This window comes from Streptomyces sp. NPDC088817 (assembly GCF_044750345.1).
In the GTDB taxonomy this organism is placed as follows: Bacteria; Actinomycetota; Actinomycetes; order Streptomycetales; family Streptomycetaceae; genus Streptomyces.
The window spans coordinates 162,341-184,848 of the sequence record NZ_JBIVJN010000016.1; the positions used below are offsets into that span (position 1 = coordinate 162,341).

General features: G+C 72.2%; 18 protein-coding genes, 4 tRNA genes and 1 other RNA gene. 12 read left to right on the forward strand and 11 right to left on the reverse strand.

Annotation, left to right across the window (positions count from 1 at the left end; translation table 11 throughout):
- Positions 1-3 precede the first annotated feature (3 nt).
- Both ACIP4X_RS27155 and ACIP4X_RS27160 read right to left on the reverse strand, forming a co-directional pair.
- Positions 4-474, reverse strand: a complete 471-nt coding sequence (locus ACIP4X_RS27155; protein WP_401351075.1) for a WYL domain-containing protein — start codon at positions 472-474, stop codon at positions 4-6.
- A gap of 372 nt (positions 475-846) precedes the next feature.
- Positions 847-931, reverse strand: a tRNA-Ser gene (locus ACIP4X_RS27160).
- A 73-nt stretch (positions 932-1,004) separates the two neighbouring features.
- On the opposite strand from ACIP4X_RS27160, the gene ffs reads away from it, so the two are divergent.
- The 6 genes from ffs (at position 1,005) to ACIP4X_RS27190 (ending at position 10,063) form a co-directional block, all read left to right on the forward strand.
- Positions 1,005-1,099: signal recognition particle sRNA small type (gene ffs, locus ACIP4X_RS27165), an RNA gene on the forward strand.
- A 48-nt stretch (positions 1,100-1,147) separates the two neighbouring features.
- Entirely contained in the window at positions 1,148-3,451 is a 2,304-nt protein-coding gene (locus tag ACIP4X_RS27170) for a DNA polymerase III subunit gamma and tau (protein WP_358731965.1), read from the forward strand.
- 284 nt (positions 3,452-3,735) lie between these two features.
- The gene (purD, locus tag ACIP4X_RS27175) at positions 3,736-4,989 is read left to right on the forward strand and encodes a phosphoribosylamine--glycine ligase (RefSeq protein ID WP_358731963.1); all 1,254 of its coding nucleotides are present in this window, start codon (positions 3,736-3,738) and stop codon (positions 4,987-4,989) included.
- Positions 4,990-5,307: 318 nt separating this feature from the next.
- Positions 5,308-7,365 carry a hypothetical protein gene (locus tag ACIP4X_RS27180; protein WP_358731961.1) on the forward strand — a complete coding sequence of 686 codons (2,058 nt, stop codon included), beginning with the start codon at positions 5,308-5,310 and terminating at the stop codon, positions 7,363-7,365.
- A 224-nt stretch (positions 7,366-7,589) separates the two neighbouring features.
- Positions 7,590-9,095, forward strand: a complete 1,506-nt coding sequence (locus ACIP4X_RS27185) for a N,N-dimethylformamidase beta subunit family domain-containing protein (protein WP_358731960.1) — start codon at positions 7,590-7,592, stop codon at positions 9,093-9,095.
- Positions 9,096-9,163: 68 nt separating this feature from the next.
- The gene (locus ACIP4X_RS27190) at positions 9,164-10,063 is read left to right on the forward strand and encodes a phosphoribosylaminoimidazolesuccinocarboxamide synthase (RefSeq protein ID WP_358731958.1); all 900 of its coding nucleotides are present in this window, start codon (positions 9,164-9,166) and stop codon (positions 10,061-10,063) included.
- Positions 10,064-10,107: 44 nt separating this feature from the next.
- Here the strand turns inward: ACIP4X_RS27190 and ACIP4X_RS27195 are convergent.
- The 8 genes from ACIP4X_RS27195 to ACIP4X_RS27230 all read right to left on the reverse strand — a co-directional run bounded on the left by ACIP4X_RS27195 (position 10,108) and on the right by ACIP4X_RS27230 (position 14,663).
- Positions 10,108-10,180 (reverse strand) — tRNA-Gly (locus tag ACIP4X_RS27195).
- 22 nt (positions 10,181-10,202) lie between these two features.
- Positions 10,203-10,826 (reverse strand): response regulator, encoded by a 624-nt coding sequence (locus ACIP4X_RS27200; protein ID WP_391458899.1) that lies wholly within the window; start codon positions 10,824-10,826, stop codon positions 10,203-10,205.
- Positions 10,823-12,070 (reverse strand): histidine kinase, encoded by a 1,248-nt coding sequence (locus tag ACIP4X_RS27205; RefSeq protein WP_391458897.1) that lies wholly within the window; start codon positions 12,068-12,070, stop codon positions 10,823-10,825. Before ACIP4X_RS27205 ends, ACIP4X_RS27200 begins: the two co-directional genes overlap by 4 nt.
- A 42-nt stretch (positions 12,071-12,112) precedes the next feature.
- Positions 12,113-12,889, reverse strand: coding sequence for an ABC transporter permease (locus ACIP4X_RS27210; protein ID WP_358731953.1), 777 nt, complete (start codon positions 12,887-12,889; stop codon positions 12,113-12,115).
- On the reverse strand, positions 12,886-13,836 hold the full coding sequence (locus ACIP4X_RS27215; protein WP_358731951.1) for an ABC transporter ATP-binding protein: 951 nt from the start codon (positions 13,834-13,836) through the stop codon (positions 12,886-12,888). Before ACIP4X_RS27215 ends, ACIP4X_RS27210 begins: the two co-directional genes overlap by 4 nt.
- 134 nt (positions 13,837-13,970) lie before the next feature.
- A tRNA-Gly gene (locus tag ACIP4X_RS27220) sits at positions 13,971-14,043 on the reverse strand.
- An 81-nt stretch (positions 14,044-14,124) separates the two neighbouring features.
- A tRNA-Gly gene (locus tag ACIP4X_RS27225) sits at positions 14,125-14,196 on the reverse strand.
- Between the two features lie 149 nt (positions 14,197-14,345).
- Positions 14,346-14,663, reverse strand: a complete 318-nt coding sequence (locus ACIP4X_RS27230) for an Lsr2 family protein (protein ID WP_141359994.1) — start codon at positions 14,661-14,663, stop codon at positions 14,346-14,348.
- Positions 14,664-15,026: 363 nt separating this feature from the next.
- Between ACIP4X_RS27230 and purS the strand changes: the two genes are divergently transcribed.
- From purS to purM, 6 genes are all read left to right on the forward strand, one after another.
- Complete coding sequence (gene purS, locus ACIP4X_RS27235) at positions 15,027-15,299, forward strand: phosphoribosylformylglycinamidine synthase subunit PurS (protein WP_190176121.1); 273 nt, start codon at positions 15,027-15,029, stop codon at positions 15,297-15,299.
- On the forward strand, positions 15,296-15,976 hold the full coding sequence (gene purQ / locus ACIP4X_RS27240; protein ID WP_358731949.1) for a phosphoribosylformylglycinamidine synthase subunit PurQ: 681 nt from the start codon (positions 15,296-15,298) through the stop codon (positions 15,974-15,976). The genes purS and purQ overlap by 4 nt, the downstream gene beginning before the upstream one ends.
- Positions 15,973-18,285, forward strand: a complete 2,313-nt coding sequence (gene purL / locus ACIP4X_RS27245; protein WP_358731948.1) for a phosphoribosylformylglycinamidine synthase subunit PurL — start codon at positions 15,973-15,975, stop codon at positions 18,283-18,285. Before purQ ends, purL begins: the two co-directional genes overlap by 4 nt.
- Before the next feature lie 119 nt (positions 18,286-18,404).
- Complete coding sequence (locus ACIP4X_RS27250; protein WP_358731946.1) at positions 18,405-19,208, forward strand: sterol carrier family protein; 804 nt, start codon at positions 18,405-18,407, stop codon at positions 19,206-19,208.
- A 234-nt stretch (positions 19,209-19,442) separates the two neighbouring features.
- Positions 19,443-20,972, forward strand: a complete 1,530-nt coding sequence (gene purF / locus ACIP4X_RS27255; protein WP_358731944.1) for an amidophosphoribosyltransferase — start codon at positions 19,443-19,445, stop codon at positions 20,970-20,972.
- Between the two features lie 32 nt (positions 20,973-21,004).
- On the forward strand, positions 21,005-22,072 hold the full coding sequence (purM, locus tag ACIP4X_RS27260) for a phosphoribosylformylglycinamidine cyclo-ligase (protein ID WP_391458891.1): 1,068 nt from the start codon (positions 21,005-21,007) through the stop codon (positions 22,070-22,072).
- 150 nt (positions 22,073-22,222) lie between these two features.
- Here the strand turns inward: purM and ACIP4X_RS27265 are convergent, their stop codons facing one another.
- The gene (locus ACIP4X_RS27265) at positions 22,223-22,474 is read right to left on the reverse strand and encodes a DUF3073 domain-containing protein (RefSeq protein ID WP_358731941.1); all 252 of its coding nucleotides are present in this window, start codon (positions 22,472-22,474) and stop codon (positions 22,223-22,225) included.
- Positions 22,475-22,508: the final 34 nt, after the last annotated feature.

Genomic DNA, 22,508 nt, shown 5'->3' on the forward strand with positions numbered 1-22,508 from the left:
CCGTCATCCACGAGATGCCCACGGACTGTGGGCCGGCCCCTTGGTGTTCGTCCCGGGTTCGTGATTGATGCCTCCCTGTCCTGCCTGCCATTCGGGCGTGAGGCACATGACGCTGTGGATGCGGGAGAGTGTGAAAACACGCTCGTCGTCTCGCAGATGGCACCAGGCTTCGAGGTAGGGCGGGTCGAGCAGGAGGCGGCTGAGGGTGCGCACGGTCCGGTTGCCCGAGGCGGCGACGTACTCGACGGTGACGGGTTCACCGGTGTCGATGGCATGGGCGAGCCGGCGGACGTCACTGTAGGGCAGGCGCTTCGCCCACTCTGCGACGGTCTCCTCCGTGTCCGTGCGCTCGGCGTTCGAGCAGTTTGCGGGCCGCCGCAGGGGCTTCGGCGACCACCGTACTTCACGCGCAATGCGCCTCGTCAGACCGGGGAGTCGCAGGGGGGCCGGAGTCTCGGCGCCGGGTTCAAGAATGGCGTATTCCCCTGATCAGCGGGTGCGGCTTGAGGGCAGGTTCCCCCCCAGCGAGCGTGGGCGGCTTGTGGCCCCGCCTCAGTTGCGGGGCGGGAGGTCCGAGTGCCTACCGCGCCCGGACTCCCGGCGCATCCGGACCCTTCTCTCTGCCAGGGAAGGGGTCGCGGACCGCCGCCAGGTTCCGGTTCCGTAGGGCTCCGCCACGGAGCCGGTGCCGACCACCCGCCGTGGGATGCGGGAGCGTGCACCTGACTGTTCGCCGAGATGTCCTGAATGTCGGCTGCAAGTGCAGCCAAAAATGCAACCGGTCCACACCGAAGAGCCGAGCCACGACTGTGGCTCGGCTCTTCGGTTCGCCTGTTCAGGCGGCTGCGGAGGATACGAGATTCGAACTCGTGAGGGGTTGCCCCCAACACGCTTTCCAAGCGTGCGCCCTAGGCCTCTAGGCGAATCCTCCGCCGGAAACATTACATGACTCGGAGGAGTGCTCGCGAACTCGTTGCCGGTGCCCGGGATCGGGTACTCTTTGCGGAGCCCCTCACGCGGCGCTATCTGACTGAACTCCCCCAGGGCCGGAAGGCAGCAAGGGTAGGTCGGCTCTGGCGGGTGCGTGGGGGGCGCTTGCGTCCGCGGGCCGGACACGTTGTCGGTGGGCGCCTATAACCTCGTATGCGTGTCGTCTCTCGCGCTGTACCGCCGCTATCGCCCGGAGTCGTTCGCCGAGGTCATCGGGCAGGAGCATGTCACCGACCCGTTGCAGCAGGCGCTGCGGAACAACCGGGTCAATCACGCGTACCTGTTCAGCGGTCCGCGCGGGTGCGGCAAGACGACCAGCGCGCGCATCCTCGCCCGGTGCCTGAACTGCGAGAAGGGGCCGACGCCCACACCCTGCGGGGAGTGCGATTCCTGCCGTGACCTGGCCAGGAACGGCCCGGGGTCGATCGACGTCATCGAGATCGACGCCGCTTCGCACGGTGGTGTGGACGACGCCCGTGACCTGCGCGAGAAGGCATTCTTCGGGCCCGCCCGCAGCCGGTACAAGATCTACATCATCGACGAGGCCCACATGGTCACGTCGGCCGGTTTCAACGCGCTGCTCAAGGTGGTCGAGGAGCCGCCGGAGCACCTGAAGTTCATCTTCGCCACGACCGAGCCCGAGAAGGTCATCGGGACCATCCGGTCGCGCACCCACCACTACCCCTTCCGCCTTGTGCCGCCGGGCACTCTGCGGGACTACCTCGGCGAGGTCTGCCAGCAGGAGGACATCCCCGTCGAGGATGGGGTGCTGCCCCTCGTCGTGCGGGCCGGCGCCGGATCCGTGCGTGACTCCATGTCCGTCATGGACCAGCTGCTCGCCGGTGCGAGGGAGGAAGGTGTGACGTATGCCATGGCCACCTCGCTCCTCGGCTACACCGACGGCTCCCTGCTCGACTCCGTCGTCGAGGCCTTCGCCTCCGGGGACGGCTCCGGCGCCTTCGAGGTCGTCGACCATGTGATCGAGGGCGGCAACGACCCCCGGCGGTTCGTGGCCGACCTGCTGGAGCGGCTGCGGGACCTGGTGATCCTCGCCGCCGTTCCGGACGCCGCCGAGAAGGGCCTCATCGACGCCCCCGCCGATGTCGTCGAGCGGATGCAGGCCCAGGCCCGGTCCTTCGGCGCCGCCGAGCTGAGCCGCGCCGCCGACCTCGTCAACGAGGGCCTGACCGAGATGCGCGGCGCCACCTCGCCCCGCCTCCAGCTCGAACTGATCTGCGCCCGCGTCCTGCTCCCCGCCGCCTACGGCGACGAGCGGTCCGTGATGGCCCGCCTCGACCGCATCGAGCGGGGCGTCAGCTTCTCCACCGGCGCGGGTGCGCCCGCGATGGGGTACGTGCCCGGACCCGAGGCGCACGGGGGAGCGCCGATCGCTGCGGGCGGCCCTGCGGGTGCGGCGCCTGCCGTACCTCCTGTTCCGCCGGGCGGAGGGGCCGCCGCGGCTCGGGCGGCCGTGCGGGGCTCGGGCGTCCCTGACGCATCCGTGCCCTCGACGCCTCCTGTGCCGGCCGCGACCCCTGCGCCCCCCGCACCCCCCGCACCCCCTGCGCCGGCCGCGAGTGACCGTCCCCAGGAGACGGCTCCGCCCGCCGCACCCGCCTCCACACCGCCCGCCGCCGCACCCGCCGCGCCCGGGGCCTGGCCCACCGCGGCGGCCGCAGGCGGCGGCCGGCGGCCGGGCGGCTGGCCCACCGCGGCGGCGCCGGGCGGCGGGCAGGCGCCGGGCGCGCCGAGTGCGCCGAGTGCGTCCAGCGCCCCGGGGCCCACGCAGCAGGCGCCTGCGGCGAGGCCTGCCGTCGCTGCCCCGGTGCCCTCCGCCCCACCGGCCCCGGCGGGTGGTGGGCTCGACCCCCGCGTCCTCTGGCCGAACGTCCTCGAAGCGGTGAAGAACCGCCGTCGCTTCACCTGGATCCTGCTCAGCCAGAACGCTCACGTCTCCGGCTTCGACGGCACCACCCTCCAGATCGGCTTCGTCAACGTCGGCGCCCGCGACAACTTCGCGAGCAGCGGCAGCGAGGACGTGCTGCGCCAGGCGCTGGCCGAGCAGTTCAACGTCCAGTGGAAGATCGAGGCGGTCGTCGACCCGACGGGAGGCGGCGGCTCCGGTCCTCAGCCCCCGGGCGGCGGCTACGGACCGGGTTCCGGTGGCGGCTACGGCGGTGGGGGCGGCGCGGCGGCGCAGCGTACGGCTGCTCCCCAGCCCACGGCTCCGGCGGGGTCCGCCCCCGCCGCGGCCCCCGACCGGCCGCCGTCCGCCGCGGCACCCACGCCCGCCCCTTCCCCGGCACAGCGGCCCTCCGCCCCCGAGCCGCCCCCCGTCGCGCCCGAGGACGACATTCCCGAGGACGACGACCCGGATCTCGACGAGTCGGCCCTGTCCGGCCACGAACTGATCATGCGGGAGCTGGGCGCCACGGTGGTCGAGGAGTACTCGACGGAGTAAGGGAGCAGGCCCTTCCCGGCCTGCCCGGCCGGGCCTGAGCGGCCCGCCGAAGCGAGCGGTCCGGTTCGGCCTGCCCGGCCTGCCCGGCTGAGCGGTCGGGCTCGGCCTGTCGGCCTGAGCGGCCCGCCGACGCGAGCGGTCCTGCCCGCCCGGTCTGCCGGTCTGAGCGGTCCGGCTCGGCCCGCTCTCGCCCTCCCTGCTCGGAGGAACCTACGAACGCCCTCCCGTCCTCCCTTCGGTGGCCCGCACAAAGGGCCCAGGGCCGCTGCCGTTAGGCTGACCTCGTGAAGGTCCTCGTCATCGGCAGCGGCGCCCGTGAGCACGCCCTGTGCCGTTCCCTGTCCCTCGACCCCGCCGTCACCGCGTTGCACTGCGCGCCCGGCAACGCCGGCATCGCCGAGGTCGCCGAGCCGCACCAGGTCGACGTCCTCGACGGCGCGGCGGTGTCCGCGCTGGCCGCCGAGCTGGAGGCCGACCTCGTCGTCGTCGGCCCCGAGGCCCCGCTGGTCGCCGGGGTCGCCGACGCCCTGCGCGAGGCGGGCGTCCCGGTGTTCGGCCCCTCCAAGGAGGCCGCGCGGCTGGAGGGCTCCAAGGCCTTCGCCAAGGACGTGATGGCCGCGGCGGGCGTGCCCACGGCCCGTTCATACGTCTGCACGACGGCCGAGGAGGTCGACGCGGCTCTCAACGCCTTCGGTGCCCCCTATGTCGTCAAGGACGACGGGCTCGCCGCAGGCAAGGGCGTCGTCGTCACCGACGACATCGAGGGGGCCAGGGCGCACTCGGCGGCCTGCGACCGCGTGGTGATCGAGGAGTACCTCGACGGACCCGAGGTCTCCCTCTTCGCCGTCACCGACGGCGAGACGGTCGTGCCGCTGCAGCCCGCCCAGGACTTCAAGCGGGCGCTCGACGACGACAAGGGCCCCAACACCGGTGGCATGGGCGCGTACTCGCCGCTGCCGTGGGCCGACCCCAAGCTCGTGGACGACGTCCTGCACACCGTGCTCCAGCCCACCGTCGACGAGATGCGCCGCCGCGGCACGCCGTTCTCCGGTCTGCTCTACGCGGGGCTCGCCATCACCGGCCGCGGCGTCCGCGTGATCGAGTTCAACGCCCGTTTCGGCGACCCCGAGACCCAGGTGGTCCTCGCCCGCCTCCAGACCCCGCTCGCGGGAGTCCTCATGGCCGCCGCCACCGGTGGCCTCGCCCACCTGGAGCCCCTGCGCTGGAGCGACGACGCGGCCGTCACGGTGGTCGTCGCCTCCCACAACTACCCCGGCACCCCGCGCACCGGTGACCCGATCACCGGCCTCGACGAGGTGGCCGCGCAGGACGCCCCGCACGCGTACGTGCTGCACGCCGGCACCCGGCGCGGGGACGGCACCGTGCTGAGCGCGGGTGGCCGCGTGCTGTCCGTCACGGCGACCGGCAAGGACCTGACCGAGGCCCGCGACCGCGCGTACACCGCCGTCGCCCGGGTCCGCCTCGACGGCTCCCAGCACCGCTCGGACATCGCGGCGAGGGCTGCGGCGGACGCCTGACGCGGCACCCGCCCCTTCCCCCGCACCGGTCCTGTTCCCGAACAGCCCGAACAACAGGTCCTGAACGGCACGTCTCCCGGACAGCAGGCCCCGGCTCCCCGAGTCGGGGCCTGATCATTGCGCTCTGTCGTCCGGCTCTGACCAAAGCCATTCCATCGAGTGACCAATACTCCATCCGGCTGACGCGGGCCGGGGGCCCAACTAGTGTGCGCGCAGGCATTCCGGCACTTGGCCCACCGGCATTGCGATGTCGGTCATGGGTGCCACAGTGGGGGAATGAGCAACGCCAGGACAGTCGGGAGGGGGTGACGGGCGGTCGTGACCGGTATGGGTGTGGAGGTCGGTGTGCGGGCCGCGCGCTCCCGGGCCCTGGCCGTGCTGCGCGTGCGCAGCCGGGCGCTCGCCGTCGCCCTGCTGCCCGCCGCCCTCGCCGTGATCCTGCTGGCCGGCGGTTCGGCCGGGCACCTCGTGGGCCGGGGCTGGGACCTCGCCCGCTGGGTGGTCGGCGTCGTCGCGGTCGTCGTCCTGCTCCTGGGCGCGGGCATCGGCCTGGTCGTGGCCCGGGCCCGCCCCGCGATGACCCCGACCGTCCCGATAGCCGAGAAGTCCGCCCCGGACCTGTACCGCCTGGTGCGCGATCTGGCCGACCGTCTCGGCGTGCCGGCCCCGTCGGCCATAGAGCTCACCCCGGACTGCGACAGCTGGCTGGAGGACCGTACGCACCCGGCCCACGGCCCACCCGCGGGGCGGGATCACCCGCACCGCGAGCCGGAAGCGCCGCGTGGCCTGCCCCCGGCCCGCCCGGGCCGTACGGCGGAGGCGCCCGTCCTCGTCATCGGCTCCCCGTTCCTGTGGTGGATGCGCGTCGGCGAGCTGCGCGCCGTGCTCGCCCCGGTCGTCGCCGGTACGGGACCCTCGGCGCACCCGGACATAGCCGCGGCCCGGCGTTTCGTCCGCGGTCTGGACGCGGCGGTGGCCGTCGCCTCGGCACCTGGCCGCCCTCCTCTGGTCCGTTCGGTGTACGCCGGACTCGGCTGGGTGGCCCGGCTGCTCCTGCGCGGCTGCCGGGAGCACGCGGCCCTGATGGAGCGCGGTGTGGCGGCCGCGGCGGCGGAACGCGCACAGGCTGTGGACTACGGGCTGAGGATCGCCGCCCAGGAACAGGTGGGCCTGGCGTACGCGGGCTGGGACCGGCTGCTGACCAGGGTCGCGCTCCCCGCCTGGCGCATGGGCCGCTGGCCCTCCCGCCTCGACGCCGGTGTCGTCGCGGCCCTCACCGAACTGTCCCGCCGCGACCGCCTGGCCGAGGGTTTCGCCTCCCGGCTCGGTGAGCGCCCGGCCTGCGACCTGCTGGAGGAGCCCGGCGCCGTCGACGAGGCCGCCTCACTGCTGGCCGCGCGCCTCTTCCACGGCGGCCCGGCCGAGCGCGGCAGGGACTGGTGCCCGGTGGACTGGCAGGAGTACCCGGACGAGGTCGTCGACCGCAAATGGCGTACCGACGCCGCCCGCCTCCACCGTGTCCTGGACCGCCTGGGCGTCCGCCGGTCCCCCGGCTCCGCCGCCGATCCGCACGGACCGACCCTGGCCCGGGTCCTTGAACACCTGTCCGCTCCGTCCCCGTCCGCCACCCACGCCGCCTTCGGCAAGCTCTGCGAGCGGACGGTCCTCCCCGCCGACGACCCGGCCGACGACACCCGACCGGCCCACGACGACGAGACACATATCGCGCACCACCCGTCCGACGAACCCGACGCATCCGACGAGCACGCCGGACACCACAAGCACGACGGACACAACGAGCTTCCCGAGCACCAAGAGCCCGCAGAGCACGACGAGCATCAAGAACGCCGACGCCCAGAACGCGCGGAACACGCGGAAGACGGGAAACACCTCGGCGGACACGCCGACCCCGCCCAGCCCCCCGCCCCCGAAGACCCCCTCACCCCGGACGAGGACCCCGGCCTCGGCAGCGAGCGGGGTGCCGCGCTCGCGGCCGGTATCAGTGCCGAGCTGGCCCGCGAGGAGGCGTCGGCGCCCCCCGTGGGTACGGCGCCGACGGGCGCCGAGCCGGCCGCCGGAACGCCGCCGCGGAACGAGGACTCGCTGCCCCTCTTCCCGCTCGAACCGCCCCGCACCGGCCGCGAACTCCTCGCCGACCACGTCACCGCGATGGTGTGCTGCGCCGCGATGGACACCGCCGACGCCTCCCCGGGCCTCGACTGGCTCGACGGCCCCGCCCTCCTGATCAACGGCGAGAGGGCCGCCGATCTCAGTCCCAAGGTCCTGGCCCTGGTCGAGGACGGTGACCCGGTCCCGTTGCGGACCTGGCTGGTCGACTCGGGCATACGTCCGGAAAAGCCCGTACGGCTGGTCTGACCTGGGCCGACGTCGGCCCGGCGGCCGCGCTACCCGGATCCCCCGCTTCCACTTCCGGCCAATTCACAACGAATAGTGACAGCGTGCGCGCGTTATGTGATGTGCTGGGACCGATAACGCACGTGGCAAGTCCGTGCGACATACGACAGCCGCAGCCGGAACCGGACCGGCAGATCCGCACCGCCGCAGGACGGACCACGGGGGCACGAGGGAGGGGATCGGGCATGGGATCGGAGCAGATTCGCCGCTGGGAGTCGGGTGCTCTCGCGCACGCCGTGACGGACCCCTTCGGACTGGGCCCCGTCCCGTGGCTGCGCGGCAGCGAGACGTACTTCGACGACACCGGGCACGTCGTCCCCTGGTACGTGGACCCGCTCCCGCAGACGCCCCCGCGGACCGGGTCCGGAAGCCCCCGCGTCCCCGCACCCCGCGCCTCCGGCGGCGGTCCCCGTTCGGCCGACGACGTCCACCGGCAGATCAAGGGCTTCGTCTCCACCGGTGCCGTCACTCCCGGCGAGGCCATCGACTTCCACATCACCGTCGACCCGCCCCAGCAGTTCGGCGTGGACATCTACCGCATCGGGCACTACGGCGGCGACGGCGCCGCGAAGATCACCACCAGCCCGCGCCTGTCCGGGATCGTCCAGCCCAAGCCGCTGGCCGCCGACCGCACCGTCTCCTGCCACCACTGGTGGCTGTCCTGGCGGTTGCAGGTGCCGTCCCACTGGAGCGTCGGCGCGTACGTGGCCGTGCTCACCACCGACGACGGCTACCGCTCCCACATCCCGTTCACCGTCCGCGACAACCGGCCCGCGGACCTGCTGCTGCTCCTGCCCGACATCACCTGGCAGGCCTACAACCTCTACCCGGAGGACGGCCACACGGGCGCCAGCCTCTACCACGCCTGGGACGAGCACGGCCGGCTGCTCGGCGAGGCCGACGCCGCGACCACGGTCTCCTTCGACCGCCCCTACGCGGGCGCGGGCCTGCCCCTGCACGTGGGCCACGCCTACGACGTCATCCGCTGGGCCGAGCGCTACGGCTACGACCTCGCCTACGCCGACGCCCGCGACCTGCACGCCGGCCGTGTCGACCCCACCCGCTACCGCGGCCTGGTCTTCCCCGGCCACGACGAGTACTGGTCGGTGAGCATGCGCCGCACCGTCGAACTCGCCCGTGAGCACGGCACGTCGCTGGTCTTCCTCTCGGCCAACACCATGTACTGGCAGGTCGAACTGGGCCCCTCCCCGTCCGGTGTCCCCGACCGCCTGCTGACCTGCCGCAAGCGCAAGGGCCCCGGCCGGTCGGTGCTGTGGCGGGAGATCGACCGGCCCGAGCAGCAACTGGTCGGCATCCAGTACGCCGGCCGCGTCCCCGAGCCGCACCCGCTGATCGTCCGCAACGCCGACCACTGGCTGTGGGAGGCGACCGGGGCCGGGGAGGGCGAGGAGATCGCGGGCCTGGTCGCGGGCGAGGCCGACCGCTACTTCCCGCGCACCCCGCTGCCCGAGTACCAGGACCGCATCCTGCTCGCCCACTCCCCGTACACGGACGGCGAGGGCGTGACGCGCCACCAGGAGACGTCCCTGTACCGGGCGCCCTCCGGCGCCCTGGTCTTCGCCGCGGGGACCTTCGCCTGGTCCCCGGCCCTGGACCGTCCCGGCCACGTCGACGCCCGGATCCAGCGCGCCACCGCCAACCTCCTGGACCGCATCTGCAAGCGCGACTGACCCGCCGCTCCGTGCCGGTGTCCGATACGGGAGAATCGGGCCATTGGACAGAACCACGGGGAGGAACCGTGTCCGGATTCGTCGAAAAGCCCGAGCCGATCCAGGTTCCGGGCCTGGTGCATCTGCACACCGGCAAGGTGCGCGACCTGTACCAGAACGAGGCGGGCGACCTCGTCATGGTCGCCAGCGACCGCATGTCCGCCTACGACTGGGTGCTGCCGACCGAGATCCCCGACAAGGGCCGCGTCCTCACGCGGCTGTCCCTGTGGTGGTTCGACCGGCTCGCCGACCTGGTCCCGAACCACGTCCTGTCCACCGAGCTGCCCGAGGGCGCTCCCGCCGACTGGGCGGGCCGCACCCTGATCTGCAGGTCCCTGCGGATGGTCCCCGTGGAGTGCGTGGCCCGCGGCTACCTCACCGGTTCGGGCCTGGCCGAGTACGAGCAGAGCCGCACGGTCTGCGGCCTCGCCCTGCCCGAGGGGCTGACCGACGGCTCCGAGCTGCCCGCCCCGATCTTCACCCCGGCCACCAAGGCCGAGGTCGGCGAGCACGACGAGAACGTCTCCTACGAGGAGGTGGCCCGCCAGGTCGGCGCGGAGACGGCCGCCCAGCTGCGCCAGGCGACGCTCGCCGTGTACGGCCGGGCCCGGGACATCGCCCGCGACCGCGGGATCATCCTCGCCGACACCAAGTTCGAGTTCGGCTTCGACGGGGAGACGCTCGTCCTCGCCGACGAGGTGCTCACTCCGGACTCCTCCCGCTTCTGGCCGGCCGACCAGTGGCAGCCGGGCCGCGCGCAGCCGTCGTACGACAAGCAGTACGTCCGCGACTGGCTGACGTCCGCCGAGTCCGGCTGGGACCGCAGGAGCGAGCAGCCCCCGCCGGCGCTGCCGCAGCCGGTCGTGGAGGCGACGCGGGCGAAGTACGTGGAGGCGTACGAGCGGCTGACGGGGACGAGCTGGTCGTAGCGCACGAAAAGGCCCCGGTCCGACGGACCGGGGCCTTTTTCCCGAGCGGACGACGAGGCTCGAACTCGCGACCTCAACCTTGGCAAGGTTGCGCTCTACCAACTGAGCTACGTCCGCATGCGCCGTGGCGCGAGGCCAACTATACCCAACCTCGCTCCCGTGCGAGCCGTACCGCCGCATGTCGGTTCTCCGCGCCGAGTTTGGTCACGGCCGACGACAGGTAGTTCCGTACGGTCCCCGGGGACAGCGCGGCCCGCTCGGCGATCTCCGCGACCGGTGCCCCGTCGGCGGCGAACTCCAGGACCTCGGCCTCCCGCGCGGTCAGCGGGGAGTCCCCGGCGGAGATCGCGTCGGCGGCCAACTCCGGGTCGACGTAGCGGTTTCCGGCGTGCACGGTGCGGATGATCTCGGCGAGCCGCTGGGCGCTGACGGTCTTCGGGACGAACCCGCGCACACCGGCGGCGAGCGCCCGCTTCAGATGTCCGGGCCGCCCGTGACTGGTCACGATCAGCACCAGGCAGCCCGGCATTTCGGCCCGCAGGGATGTGGCGACCTTCACACCGTCCGCGCCCGGCATCTGCAGATCAAGGACGGCCACGTCCGGCGCGTGCGCCCGGGCCATGGCCAGCGCCTCCGGTCCGCTCGCCGCCTCCGCGACCACCAGCAGGTCGTCCTCAAGGGAGAGCAGGGCGGCGAGCGCGCCGCGGATCAGGTGCTCGTCGTCGGCCAGCAGCAGCCGGACGGGCTCGGGGGACGTCGTCATCGGGTGGCCTCGCTCAGCGGACGGGCGGTCTCGGGGTCGGCGGGCGGCGGCAGCGGCACCTCGGCGGTCAGCCGGAACCGGCCGCGTCCCGCGGGTCCCGCCCGCAGGGTGCCGTCGAGCTCCGACAGCCGTTCACGCAGACCGGCGAGCCCGGAGCCCGGCCGGTCACCGGCGGGGGACTCGGGCACCCCGTCGTTCTCGACGGTCAGCTCGGCCCGGCCGTCGGCCACGCGCAGGGACACCGTGCACCGCCGGGCGTCCCCGTGCCGGAGCACGTTCGTGGCGGCCTCCCGGACGACCCATCCGAGCGCGGACTGCACCGGCGTGGGCAGACCGGCCGGTGAGCCGGTGACGGCGCAGTCGATGCCGGCCGCCGCCAGGACGCCCTGGGCGCCCGCGAGTTCCGCGGCGAGGTCGGCCTCCCGGTAGCCGCGGACCACGGCACGGACCTCGCGCTGCGACTCCTGGGCCAGCCGCTGCACCTCGATCATCTGCTCCACCGCCTCGGGCCGGCCGCGCCGGCCCAGTTGCACGGCCAGCTCCGCCTTCAGCGCGATCACCGCGAGGTTGCGCCCCAGCACGTCGTGCAGATCCCGCCCGAACCGCAGGCGCTCCTCGGCGACGGCGAGCCGGGCCCGGGTCTCCCGCGCCTCGTCGAGCGCGTAGACGGCGTTCAGCAGCCAGACGGAGAAGACGGAGGTGAAGGCCAGGGACGCGCCCCCGACCAGCACCATGACCACGTTGGCCAGAGCGGCCGGGCCCGACATGCCCAGGGGGAAGGCGATGATCCCTGAACCGGCCGCGAAGCCCGTCACCACCGCGGCGACCCGGCGCCGGGTGCGCACCCCGAGGGCGATGGTGCCGGCACCGAAGACCAGCACGCACGCGAACGCCATGCCCGCCGCGGTGTCCACGTTCTCGCCCGTGCCGTGCGCGTTCACGCCGAGCGCGACGACCGCCAGCGCCGCGGTGACCGTGCCGAGCGTCCACAGCAGCCGCAGGGGCTGCTCACGCCGGCCGCGGGTCCAGTCGAGCGCACGGGACGCGGTCACCGCGCAGAGCGCGGCGTGCCCGGTGACCCCCGCCGCCAGCCAGGCCGCCGGGTGGGGGCCCACCTGGGCCAGGACCACCAGCCCGCCCATGACCGCCTCGATCAGCGTGAAGATGTGGAACGACCACCGTGTGTACGTCTCGACCTTGGCCGTCGTGGTCTTGCCGCGCCACCAGCCGACGGGCCCGCGCATGGTCTCTCCCCCCACCTCTTCGCGTCCTCTCCGCACCGTCTCTCAGCGCCTCGGCTCCCAGCGGAACCGGCGCCGTACAGCAAACACCGCGAGCGCGATCCAGACCAGCGCGATACTCACGGCCCGCAGGGCGTCGTAGCCGCTCAGGTCTCCGGTCCACCCGCCGCGGACCAGCGTGATCACCGGGGTCAGCGGCAGCAGTTCGCAGCACCGGGCGAGCCGCTCGGGGAGCAGCTCCAGCGGCACGGTCAGCCCGGAGCCCACCATCGAGACCAGCAGCAGCGGGAGCGAGGTGACCTGGGAGCCGTCGGTGGTCCGGGTGAAGCCCGCGGTGACGGCCGCCAGGAGCACGCCGAGCAGCAGGCCCAACAGCAGCCCGGCGACGGCGAGATGGGGCGCGCGCGGGGCGGGGAGGTCGAGCAGCGCGGTGCAGGCGCCGGTCAGCACCAGGCACTGGACGAGGCCGGTGGCGACGGCCGGCAGCGCGGACCCGGCGAGGATCTCGGTGTCCCGCAGCTCGCCCGTGCGCAGCCGCTTGAGGACCAGTTGCTCACGCCGGGCGACGAACACGCCGACCAGGGTGGAGTACACGGCGAACAGCAGGGAGAAGCCGATCGCGGCGGGCAGGATGAGCAGCCCGACGGTCAGACCGGCGTCCTCCAGGTTCATCCGCGCGGCCGCCGACCGCACACTGAAGGGCAGCACCAGCGGCAGGAGCACGCCCGCGACCAGAGCACTGCGGTTGCGGGCCAGCAGGACCAGTTCGGCGCGTGCGAGCGCGGCCATCCGGCCGGCGGGGGTGGTGACGGCGGCGCTCATGCGGCGTACTCCTTCGTGCGCGGCGCGGTGGCGTCCCGCGCGATGCCGAGGAACGCCTCCTCCAGTGAGGCCGACCGGACATCCAGCCCGGCCAGTTCGACTCCGGCCCGCCGGGCCCACAGCAGCAGTTCCGTGGCGGTTCGCTGGAGTTCGCGGGTGCGCAGCCGTACGGCGCGGCCGTCCACCTCGTGGTCGCACACGCCGAGTCCGGCGAGCGGGGGCAGGTCGCCCAGGAAGTAGCCCATGGGCAGGTCGAAGGTGATCCGGGACGGCTGCGCGGCGGTCACCTCGGCCGGGGTCCCGGTGGCCGCGACGCGTCCCTCGTGCAGGATCGCGATCCGGTCGGCGAGTCCTTCGGCCTCCTCCAGGTAGTGCGTGGTGAGCAGCACGGTCGTGCCGCGGTCGCGCAGTGCCCGCACCAACTCCCAGGTGTCCCGGCGGCCTTCGGCGTCCAGCCCGGTCGTCGGCTCGTCCAGGAACAGCACCTCGGGCTCGCCGAGCAGCGCGAGCGCCAGGTCCAGGCGGCGCCGTTCACCGCCGGAGAGCTGCTTGACCCGTACGTCCGCGCGCCGCCCGAGACCGACCTGTTCGAGCGCCTCGTGGGGCGGGCGGGCCCCGCTGACACAGCCCGCCCACATCCGCGCGGTCTCGGCGACGGTCAGCTCGGAGGGGAAGCCGCCCTCCTGGAGCATCACACCGGTGCGGGGCCGTACCAGCGCCCGGTCCGCGTACGGGTCGTGCCCGAGCACCCGCACGTGCCCCGAGGTGGGTGACGCGAGGCCCTCCAGGAGTTCGACCGTCGAGGTCTTTCCGGCCCCGTTGGTGCCGAGGAGCGCGAAGATCTCCGCCCGGTCGACGTGGAAGGAGATACCGCGCACCGCCTCGAATCCGCCCTCGTACACCCGGTGGAGGCCGGTCACCTCAATCACGTGCTCGTCCGTGTCCATGGATCCAGCGTCCCGGCGGCCGGGGCGCCGCAGCAGTGCGCGGTGTCATCACCCCGCATGACAAATGTCAGAGCGGACCGAGAAGAGGGAACAACGAAAAGGCCCCGGTCCGATGGACCGGGGCCTTTTTCCCGAGCGGACGACGAGGCTCGAACTCGCGACCTCAACCTTGGCAAGGTTGCGCTCTACCAACTGAGCTACGTCCGCATTGCCTCCGACCGGCTCCCACCGATCGGCGCGAGCACCAGCCTACCTGATCCACCTGAGTGGTCCGGACCGGCGGTGCAGAGCGGGTGACAGGAATCGCACACTGCGCCTTCCCCCTGGAAGGGGGATGTTCTACTACTGAACTACACCCGCATGTACTCCGTGGGTCTCGGCCTTCCGGCCTCGCCCCTCGGCGTGCTCCAGACATTAGCTGATCAACAGGGGGGTCGCGCAAGTCGGTTGCCCCCAGGGCCCGCTGACGGGCCCTGGGTCACGGGCGGGCGGTCCGGGAGCGGGAGCCGTCACTGGGCCGCGCTGAACGCCTCGTAGACCTTCTTGGGGATGCGGCCACGCGCCGGCACGTCCATTTTGTGGGCCTGCGCCCAGGCGCGGACGGCGGCGGGATCGGGAGCGACCTCCGTCTGCCGGTACGTCTTGCCCGACTTCGACCGCTTGCGGCCGGCTTCCACGTACGGCGCGAGCGCCTTACGCAGTTTCTTGGCATTGGCTTGGTTCAGGTCGATCTCGTAGAACTTGCCGTCCAGTCCGAAGGCGATCGTCTCCGCCGCTTCCGAGCCGTCGATGTCGTCAAAGAGAGTGACCACGACACGCTGCGCCACGAATATCGGTCCCTTCGTGCGACACCTCTGCGGCCCATCTGCTCCGTCATGCCGTGCATGACGTGCGGAGATGTTCGGAGATGCCGACTGTCCGCCTGTTATCGGGAAAAGTATCGGCTGTTGCCAATTCATTTGTACAGTGCCGGGCATTGCAATGGGAAGCCCGACTAAATCTGCCCGCGTGTCCCGGAGCAATACAGGATCGGGGGCCGAACCCGAACTTTCCCAGAACTTTTCACGAAGACCGGTCACCGGCGCGGGACCGTGACGGGCGTCACGTAGATTCCTACGAGTCTACTCGCGTAGAAATTTTGTGCGGGTAGTCTGAAGGAACCTGCTCAGCACCACACACCGGGAGTGCCAGTGGCACGCGTCGTAGTCGACGTCATGCTCAAGCCGGAGATCCTCGACCCCCAGGGCCAGGCGGTGCAGCGCGCACTGCCGCGGCTGGGTTTCGAAGGCATCTCCGACGTCCGTCAGGGAAAGCGATTCGAACTGGAAGTGGACGGGCCCGTCGACGAGGCCGCGCTCGCCCGCATTCACGATCTTGCCGAATCCTTCCTCGCCAACACCGTGATCGAGGACTTCACCGTCAAGGTCGAGTCCGATGACGTAGTCGCGGGGGCCGCGAAGTGACCGCTCGTATTGGCGTCGTCACTTTCCCGGGCAGCCTGGACGACCGTGACACCCAGCGGGCGATCCGCCTCGCCGGCGCCGAACCGGTCGCCCTCTGGCACAAGGACAAGGACCTCAAGCAGGTCGACGCGGTCGTCCTGCCCGGCGGTTTCTCCTACGGCGACTACCTGCGGGCCGGCGCCATCTCCCGTTTCTCGCCGGTGATGGAGACCGTCATCGAGCAGGCGAGGGCCGGACTGCCGGTGCTCGGCATCTGCAACGGCTTCCAGGTGCTCACCGAGGCCCACCTCCTCCCGGGCGCGATGCTCGGCAACGACCACCTGCACTTCGTCTGCCGCGACCAGAAGCTGCGGGTGGAGAACGCGTCGACGGCCTGGACCGGCGACTACAGCGCGGGCCAGGAGATCCACATCCCGCTGAAGAACATGGACGGCCGGTACGTCGCCGACACGTACACGCTGGACGAGCTGGAGGCCGAGGGCCGCGTCGCCTTCCGCTACCTCGACGTCAACCCGAACGGCTCCCTGCGGGACATCGCCGGCATCACCAACGAGGCCGGCAACGTCGTGGGCCTCATGCCGCACCCCGAGCACGCCACCGAGCCGCTGATCGGCACCGGCCGCACCGACGGCCTCCCGTTCTTCACCTCGATCCTCAAGAAGCTGGTCACCGCATGAGCAGGACTCCCTCCCGTCTCCCGCCGCCACCCTCGAACGAGGCCCTTCGGGCCGCCCCTTCTCGACTGGACACGGTCGAGCACGCGGCCGCGACCCCCGACGTCGAGCTGCCCTGGGCCGAACTCGGCCTGAAGAAGGACGAGTACGAGCGGGTCGTGGAGATCCTGGGCCGCCGCCCGACCGGCGCCGAGCTCGCCATGTACTCCGTGATGTGGTCCGAGCACTGCTCGTACAAGTCCTCCAAGGTGCACCTGCGCCAGTTCGGCGAGAAGGCCCCCGAGAGCGACGCCCTGCTCGTCGGCATCGGCGAGAACGCCGGTGTGGTGGACGTCGGCCACGGCTACGCGGTCACCTTCAAGGTCGAGTCGCACAACCACCCCTCCTACGTCGAGCCCTACCAGGGCGCGGCCACGGGCGTCGGCGGCATCGTGCGCGACATCATCGCGATGGGCGCGCGCCCGGTCGCCGTCGTCGACCCGCTGCGCTTCGGCGCCGCCGACCACCCCGACACCAAGCGGGTGCTCCCGGGCGTGGTGGCGGGGATCGGCGGCTACGGCAACTGCCTCGGCCTGCCCAACATCGGCGGCGAGGTCGTCTTCGACGCCTGCTACCAGGGCAACCCGCTGGTCAACGCGGGCTGCGTCGGCGTGATGCGGCACGAGGACATCCACCTGGCCAAGGCCTCGGGCACGGGCAACAAGGTCATCCTGTACGGGGCCCGCACCGGCGGCGACGGCATCGGCGGCGCCTCGATCCTCGCCTCGGAGACCTTCGACGACGCGAAGCCCTCCAAGCGCCCGGCGGTCCAGGTCGGCGACCCCTTCCAGGAGAAGCTGCTCATCGAGTGCACCCTGGAGGCCTTCGCCGAGAAGCTGGTCGTCGGCATCCAGGACCTCGGCGCGGCGGGCCTGTCCTGCGCGACGAGCGAGCTGGCCTCCAACGGCTCCGGCGGCATGCGCGTCATCCTCGATGACGTCCCGCTGCGCGACTCCACGCTCTCGCCCGAGGAGATCCTCATGAGCGAGTCGCAGGAGCGCATGTGCGCGGTCGTCGAACCGGAGAAGGTCGCCCGCTTCCTGGAGATCTGCGAGAAGTGGGACGTCATCGCCACCGTCATCGGTGAGGTGACCGACGGCGACCGGCTGGAGATCTACTGGCACGGCGGCAAGATCGTCGACGTCGACCCGCGCACGGTCGCCCACGAGGGCCCGGTCTACGAGCGCCCGTACGCGCGCCCGGAGTGGCAGGACGCCCTCCAGGCCGACGACGCGAACAAGCTGCCGCGCCCGCAGACCGCCGAGGAGCTGAAGGCGCAGGTCCTGAAGCTCGTGGCGTCCCCGAACCAGGCGTCCAAGAAGTGGATCACCCAGCAGTACGACCACTTCGTGCAGGGCAACACCGTGCTGGCCATGCCCGAGGACTCCGGCATGATCCGGATCGACGAGGAGACCGGCCTCGGTGTCGCCCTCGCCACCGACGGCAACGGCCGCTACGCCAAGCTCGACCCGTACACGGGCGCGCAGCTCGCGCTGGCCGAGGCGTACCGCAACGTCGCCACCACGGGCGCGAAGCCGCTGGCGGTCTCCGACTGCCTGAACTTCGGCTCGCCCGAGGACCCGGCGGTCATGTGGCAGTTCGCGGAGGCCGTGCGCGGTCTGGCGGACGGCTGCAAGCAGCTGGGCACCCCGGTGACCGGCGGCAACGTCTCGCTCTACAACCAGACGGGCGAGGTGGCCATCCACCCGACCCCGGTGGTCGCCGTCCTCGGCGTGATCGACGACGTCGCCCGCCGCACCCCGGTCGCCTTCCAGGAGGAGGGCCAGCTCCTCTACCTCCTCGGCGACACCCGCGAGGAGTTCGGCGGCTCGGCCTGGTCGCAGGTGGTCCACGACCACCTCGGCGGTCTGCCCCCGAAGGTCGACCTGGAGCGTGAGCGCCTGCTGGCCGAGATCCTGATCTCCGCCTCCCGCGACGGCATGATCGACTCCGCGCACGACCTGTCCGACGGCGGCCTGATCCAGGCGGTCGTGGAGTCCGCCCTGCTGGGCGGCAAGGGCGCGCGTCTGGTCGTACCCGACGGCCTGGACGCGTTCACCTTCCTCCTCTCGGAGTCGGCCGGCCGCGCGATCGTCGCCGTGCCGCGCTCCGAGGAGGTCCGCTTCAACGACATGTGCGGCGCGCGTGGCCTGCCGGTCACCCGCATCGGTGTCGTGGACGGTGACACGGTCGAGGTCCAGGGCGAGTTCGAACTCCCCCTCGCCACCCTGCGCGAGTCCCACGAGGGCACGATCCCGGCGCTGCTGGCGTAAGCCCCGTCGTCGACGTACGCGAGCAGGCCCCGCCCGGTCCAGGGCGGGGCCTGCCCGCGCGTTCCCCCACGGTCACGGCCGGGACGGCCGCGCCGCCGTGAAGGCATAGGCTCGCCGGCATGAGCCCGGTCAAGAAGCGCGCCCGGTCCAGGACCTACGACCCCGACAGGACCCGCGGCGCCGTACTGGCGCAGTTCGGACATGTGCGGGATGCCGTGCGCGCCCTGACCGCCGAGCAGCTCGCGCTGCCCACGCGGCTCGGGGACTGGACCGTGCGGGATCTGGTCGCCCACGTCGGCATGGCACTGTCGGCCGTCGGCCGGCTGCTCGGCGAACCCGAGCCGGCCCGGCAGGACGGCTCCCTGCTCGACTGGCCGTCGGCCATCGGCGCCGACGCCCCCGCCATCGCCGCCCACGCCCGCGAACTCGCCGAGCGGAACCCGGACCTCGGCGCGTACCTCGACGCCGCCGAGCGGGACTTCACGGCCGCCCTCGCCGCGCACCCCGGCACCCGGCTGCTCGGCACCAGCGCGGGCGCCCTGCCGCTGGCCGACTACGTCGTCACCCGCACCGTCGAACTCGTCGTCCACACCGACGACCTGAACGCCGCCGTGCCCGGCCTGGACATCCCTCACGACCGCCAGGCGCTGGCCGCCGCCACGCGGCTGCTGGCCGACGCGCTCGCCGCCAAGGCGCCCGGCGGCTCGACCGAGGTGCGCATTCCGCCCTACGCCGTCGTGCAGTGCGTGGAAGGCCCCCGGCACACCCGCGGCACCCCGCCCAACGTCGTCGAGACCGACCCCCTGACCTGGGTCCGGCTGGCCACCGGCCGGCTGGCCTGGCGGGACGCCGTGGAATCCGCCCAGGTCAGCGCGAGCGGGGAGCGGGCCGATCTCGGCGGGCTGCTGCCGCTCCTGTCCTGAACCCGCTCCCCGCGGCATCCACGGCCCGAATGATGTGCGACACCTCACTCATGGCCGTCAGGAAAAGTCCGCGACGCCTTCCCGGCGGTACCCCCGCCGACGGACGGATCATCGATGCAGCGCCCTGACCTGCTGAAACGCCGACCGCGTCCGAGAGACGGCGGGAAAGTGGTCCCCGACCTGCGCGCATCCCCCAATTCGGACCAGTGGTCGACCTCGCCTACACTCGATTCCGTGCCACGTGGTGACGGACGACTCAACCACGACCTGCTCCCCGGCGAGAAAGGCCCCCAGGACGCGTGCGGCGTCTTCGGAGTCTGGGCCCCGGGTGAAGAGGTCGCGAAACTCACGTACTTCGGGCTGTACGCCCTCCAGCATCGGGGCCAGGAATCCGCGGGTATCGCGGTCAGCAACGGCTCCCAGATCCTCGTCTTCAAGGACATGGGACTGGTCTCCCAGGTCTTCGACGAGACCTCGCTCGGTTCCCTCCAGGGTCACATCGCGGTCGGACACGCCCGCTACTCGACCACCGGCGCCTCCGTGTGGGAGAACGCCCAGCCGACGTTCCGCGCCACGGCGCACGGATCGATCGCCCTCGGACACAACGGCAACCTGGTCAACACCGCCCGGCTCGCCGAGCTGGTCGCCGACCTGCCGAAGGACAACAACGGGCGATCCACCCGCGTCGCGGCCACCAACGACACCGACCTGCTCACGGCCCTGCTGGCCGCCCAGGTCGACGCCGACGGCAAGCCGCTGACCATCGAGGAGGCGGCCCACGCCGTTCTCCCGCAGGTCAGGGGCGCCTTCAGCCTCGTCTTCATGGACGAGCACACCCTCTACGCCGCCCGTGACCCGCAGGGCATCCGCCCGCTGGTCCTCGGTCGCCTGGAGCGCGGCTGGGTCGTCGCCTCGGAGACCGCCGCGCTGGACATCACCGGCGCCAGCTTCGTCCGCGAGATCGAGCCCGGCGAGTTCGTCGCCATCGACGAGAACGGTCTGCGTTCCTCCCGATTCGCGGATGCGAAGCCCAAGGGCTGCGTCTTCGAGTACGTGTACCTGGCCCGCCCGGACACCGACATCGCCGGCCGGAACGTCTACCTCTCCCGGGTCGAGATGGGCCGCCGCCTGGCGAAGGAGGCCCCTGTCGAGGCCGACCTCGTCATAGCGACCCCGGAGTCCGGCACCCCCGCCGCCGTCGGCTACGCGGAGGCCTCCGGCATCCCCTTCGGCACCGGCCTGGTGAAGAACGCCTACGTCGGCCGGACCTTCATCCAGCCCTCGCAGACCATCCGCCAGCTCGGCATCCGCCTGAAGCTGAACCCGCTGAAGGAAGTCATCAAGGGCAAGCGCCTGGTCGTCGTCGACGACTCGATCGTGCGCGGCAACACCCAGCGGGCCCTGGTGCGGATGCTCCGCGAGGCCGGCGCCGCCGAGGTCCACATCCGGATCTCCTCGCCGCCGGTGAAGTGGCCCTGCTTCTTCGGCATCGACTTCGCCACCCGGGCCGAGCTGATCGCCAACGGCATGAGCATCGACGAGATCGGCACCTCCCTGGGCGCCGACTCACTGGCGTACATCTCCATCGACGGCATGATCGAGGCGACCACCATCGCCAAGCCGAACCTCTGCCGCGCCTGCTTCGACGGCGAGTACCCGATGGAACTGCCCGACCCCGAGCTGCTCGGCAAGCAGCTGCTGGAGTCCGAGCTGGCCGCAGGCCCGGCCGCCACGGCCGCGGCCGACGCGATCCGCCGCCCGTAAGCACGTAAGACGACACGAAGGTTCCCAAGGTCATGTCTTCCGAGACCACTGGCGCCAGCTACGCGAGCGCCGGCGTCGACATCGAGGCGGGCGACCGCGCCGTAGAGCTCATGAAGGAGTGGGTGAAGAAGACCCGCCGCCCCGAGGTGCTCGGTGGCCTCGGCGGCTTCGCCGGCCTCTTCGACGCCTCCGCCCTCAAGCACTACGAGCGCCCCCTGCTCGCCTCCGCCACGGACGGCGTCGGCACCAAGGTCGACATCGCCCGCCGGCTCGGCGTGTACGACACCATCGGCCACGACCTGGTCGCCATGGTCATGGACGACATCGTGGTGTGCGGCGCCGAGCCGCTGTTCATGACCGACTACATCTGCGTCGGCAAGGTCCACCCCGAGCGGGTCGCCGCCGTCGTCAAGGGCATCGCCGAGGGCTGCGTCCTGGCCGGCTGCGCGCTGGTCGGCGGCGAGACCGCCGAACACCCGGGGCTGCTCGGCGAGGACGACTTCGACGTCGCCGGCGCGGGCACGGGCGTCGTGGAGGCGGACCGGCTGCTCGGCCCGGACCGCATCCGCACGGGTGACGCGGTGATCGCCATGGCGTCCTCCGGCCTTCACTCCAACGGGTACTCCCTGGTCAGGCATGTGCTCCTTGACCGCGCCGGGATGCCGCTGGAGGCGCACGTCGAGGACCTCGGCCGCACCCTCGGCGAGGAGCTGCTGGAGCCGACCAGGATCTACTCGCTGGACTGCCTGGCCCTGATCCGCACCACCGAGGTGCACGCCTTCAGCCACGTCACCGGCGGCGGACTCGCCGCCAACCTGGCCCGGGTGATCCCGGACGGTCTGCACGCCGTGGTCGACCGCGCCACCTGGACCCCGGACCCCGTCTTCGACCTGGTCGCCAGGACCGGCGACGTCGAGCGGCTGGAGCTGGAGAAGACCCTCAACATGGGCGTGGGCATGATCGCGATCGTGCCCGAGGAGTCGGTCGACGTGGCCCTCACCACCCTGGCCGACCGAGGTCTCGACGCCTGGGTGGCCGGCGAGATCACCGACCGCGGCGCGCACACCACGGGCGCGGCCCTGGTGGGGGACCACGCGTGAGGACCCGTGACCGGCACGCTCCGGCCGCCGATGCCCGATGGGCGTCGGCGGCCGGAGCGGGCGCACGAAACCCGGTCCGGTGCGTGAGCCCCGGACCGGGTGAGGTGCGATGCCTACGGCACGCCGGATACGGCTGAGTCGCCGCGGGCGCTATGCGCCGCGGCGGTGCTGCCGCGAGGAGTTGTCGTCCTCGTCCTCGTCGTCGCCCTCGTACAACTCGGCGTACCGTGAGTACAGGTCTTCGTCCTGCTCATCGTCCTCGAAACGGTCGCCGTTCGGCGACTGATTCGACGTCGATGCGCCCAGCTCCTCGGCCAGGCGTGAGAGATCCGTCCCACCGCTGTTGTACTTCAGCTGGCGGGCGACCTTCGTCTGCTTGGCCTTGGCCCGGCCGCGCCCCATGGCTCGACCCCCTCAACGACGGGGCTCAACGGCC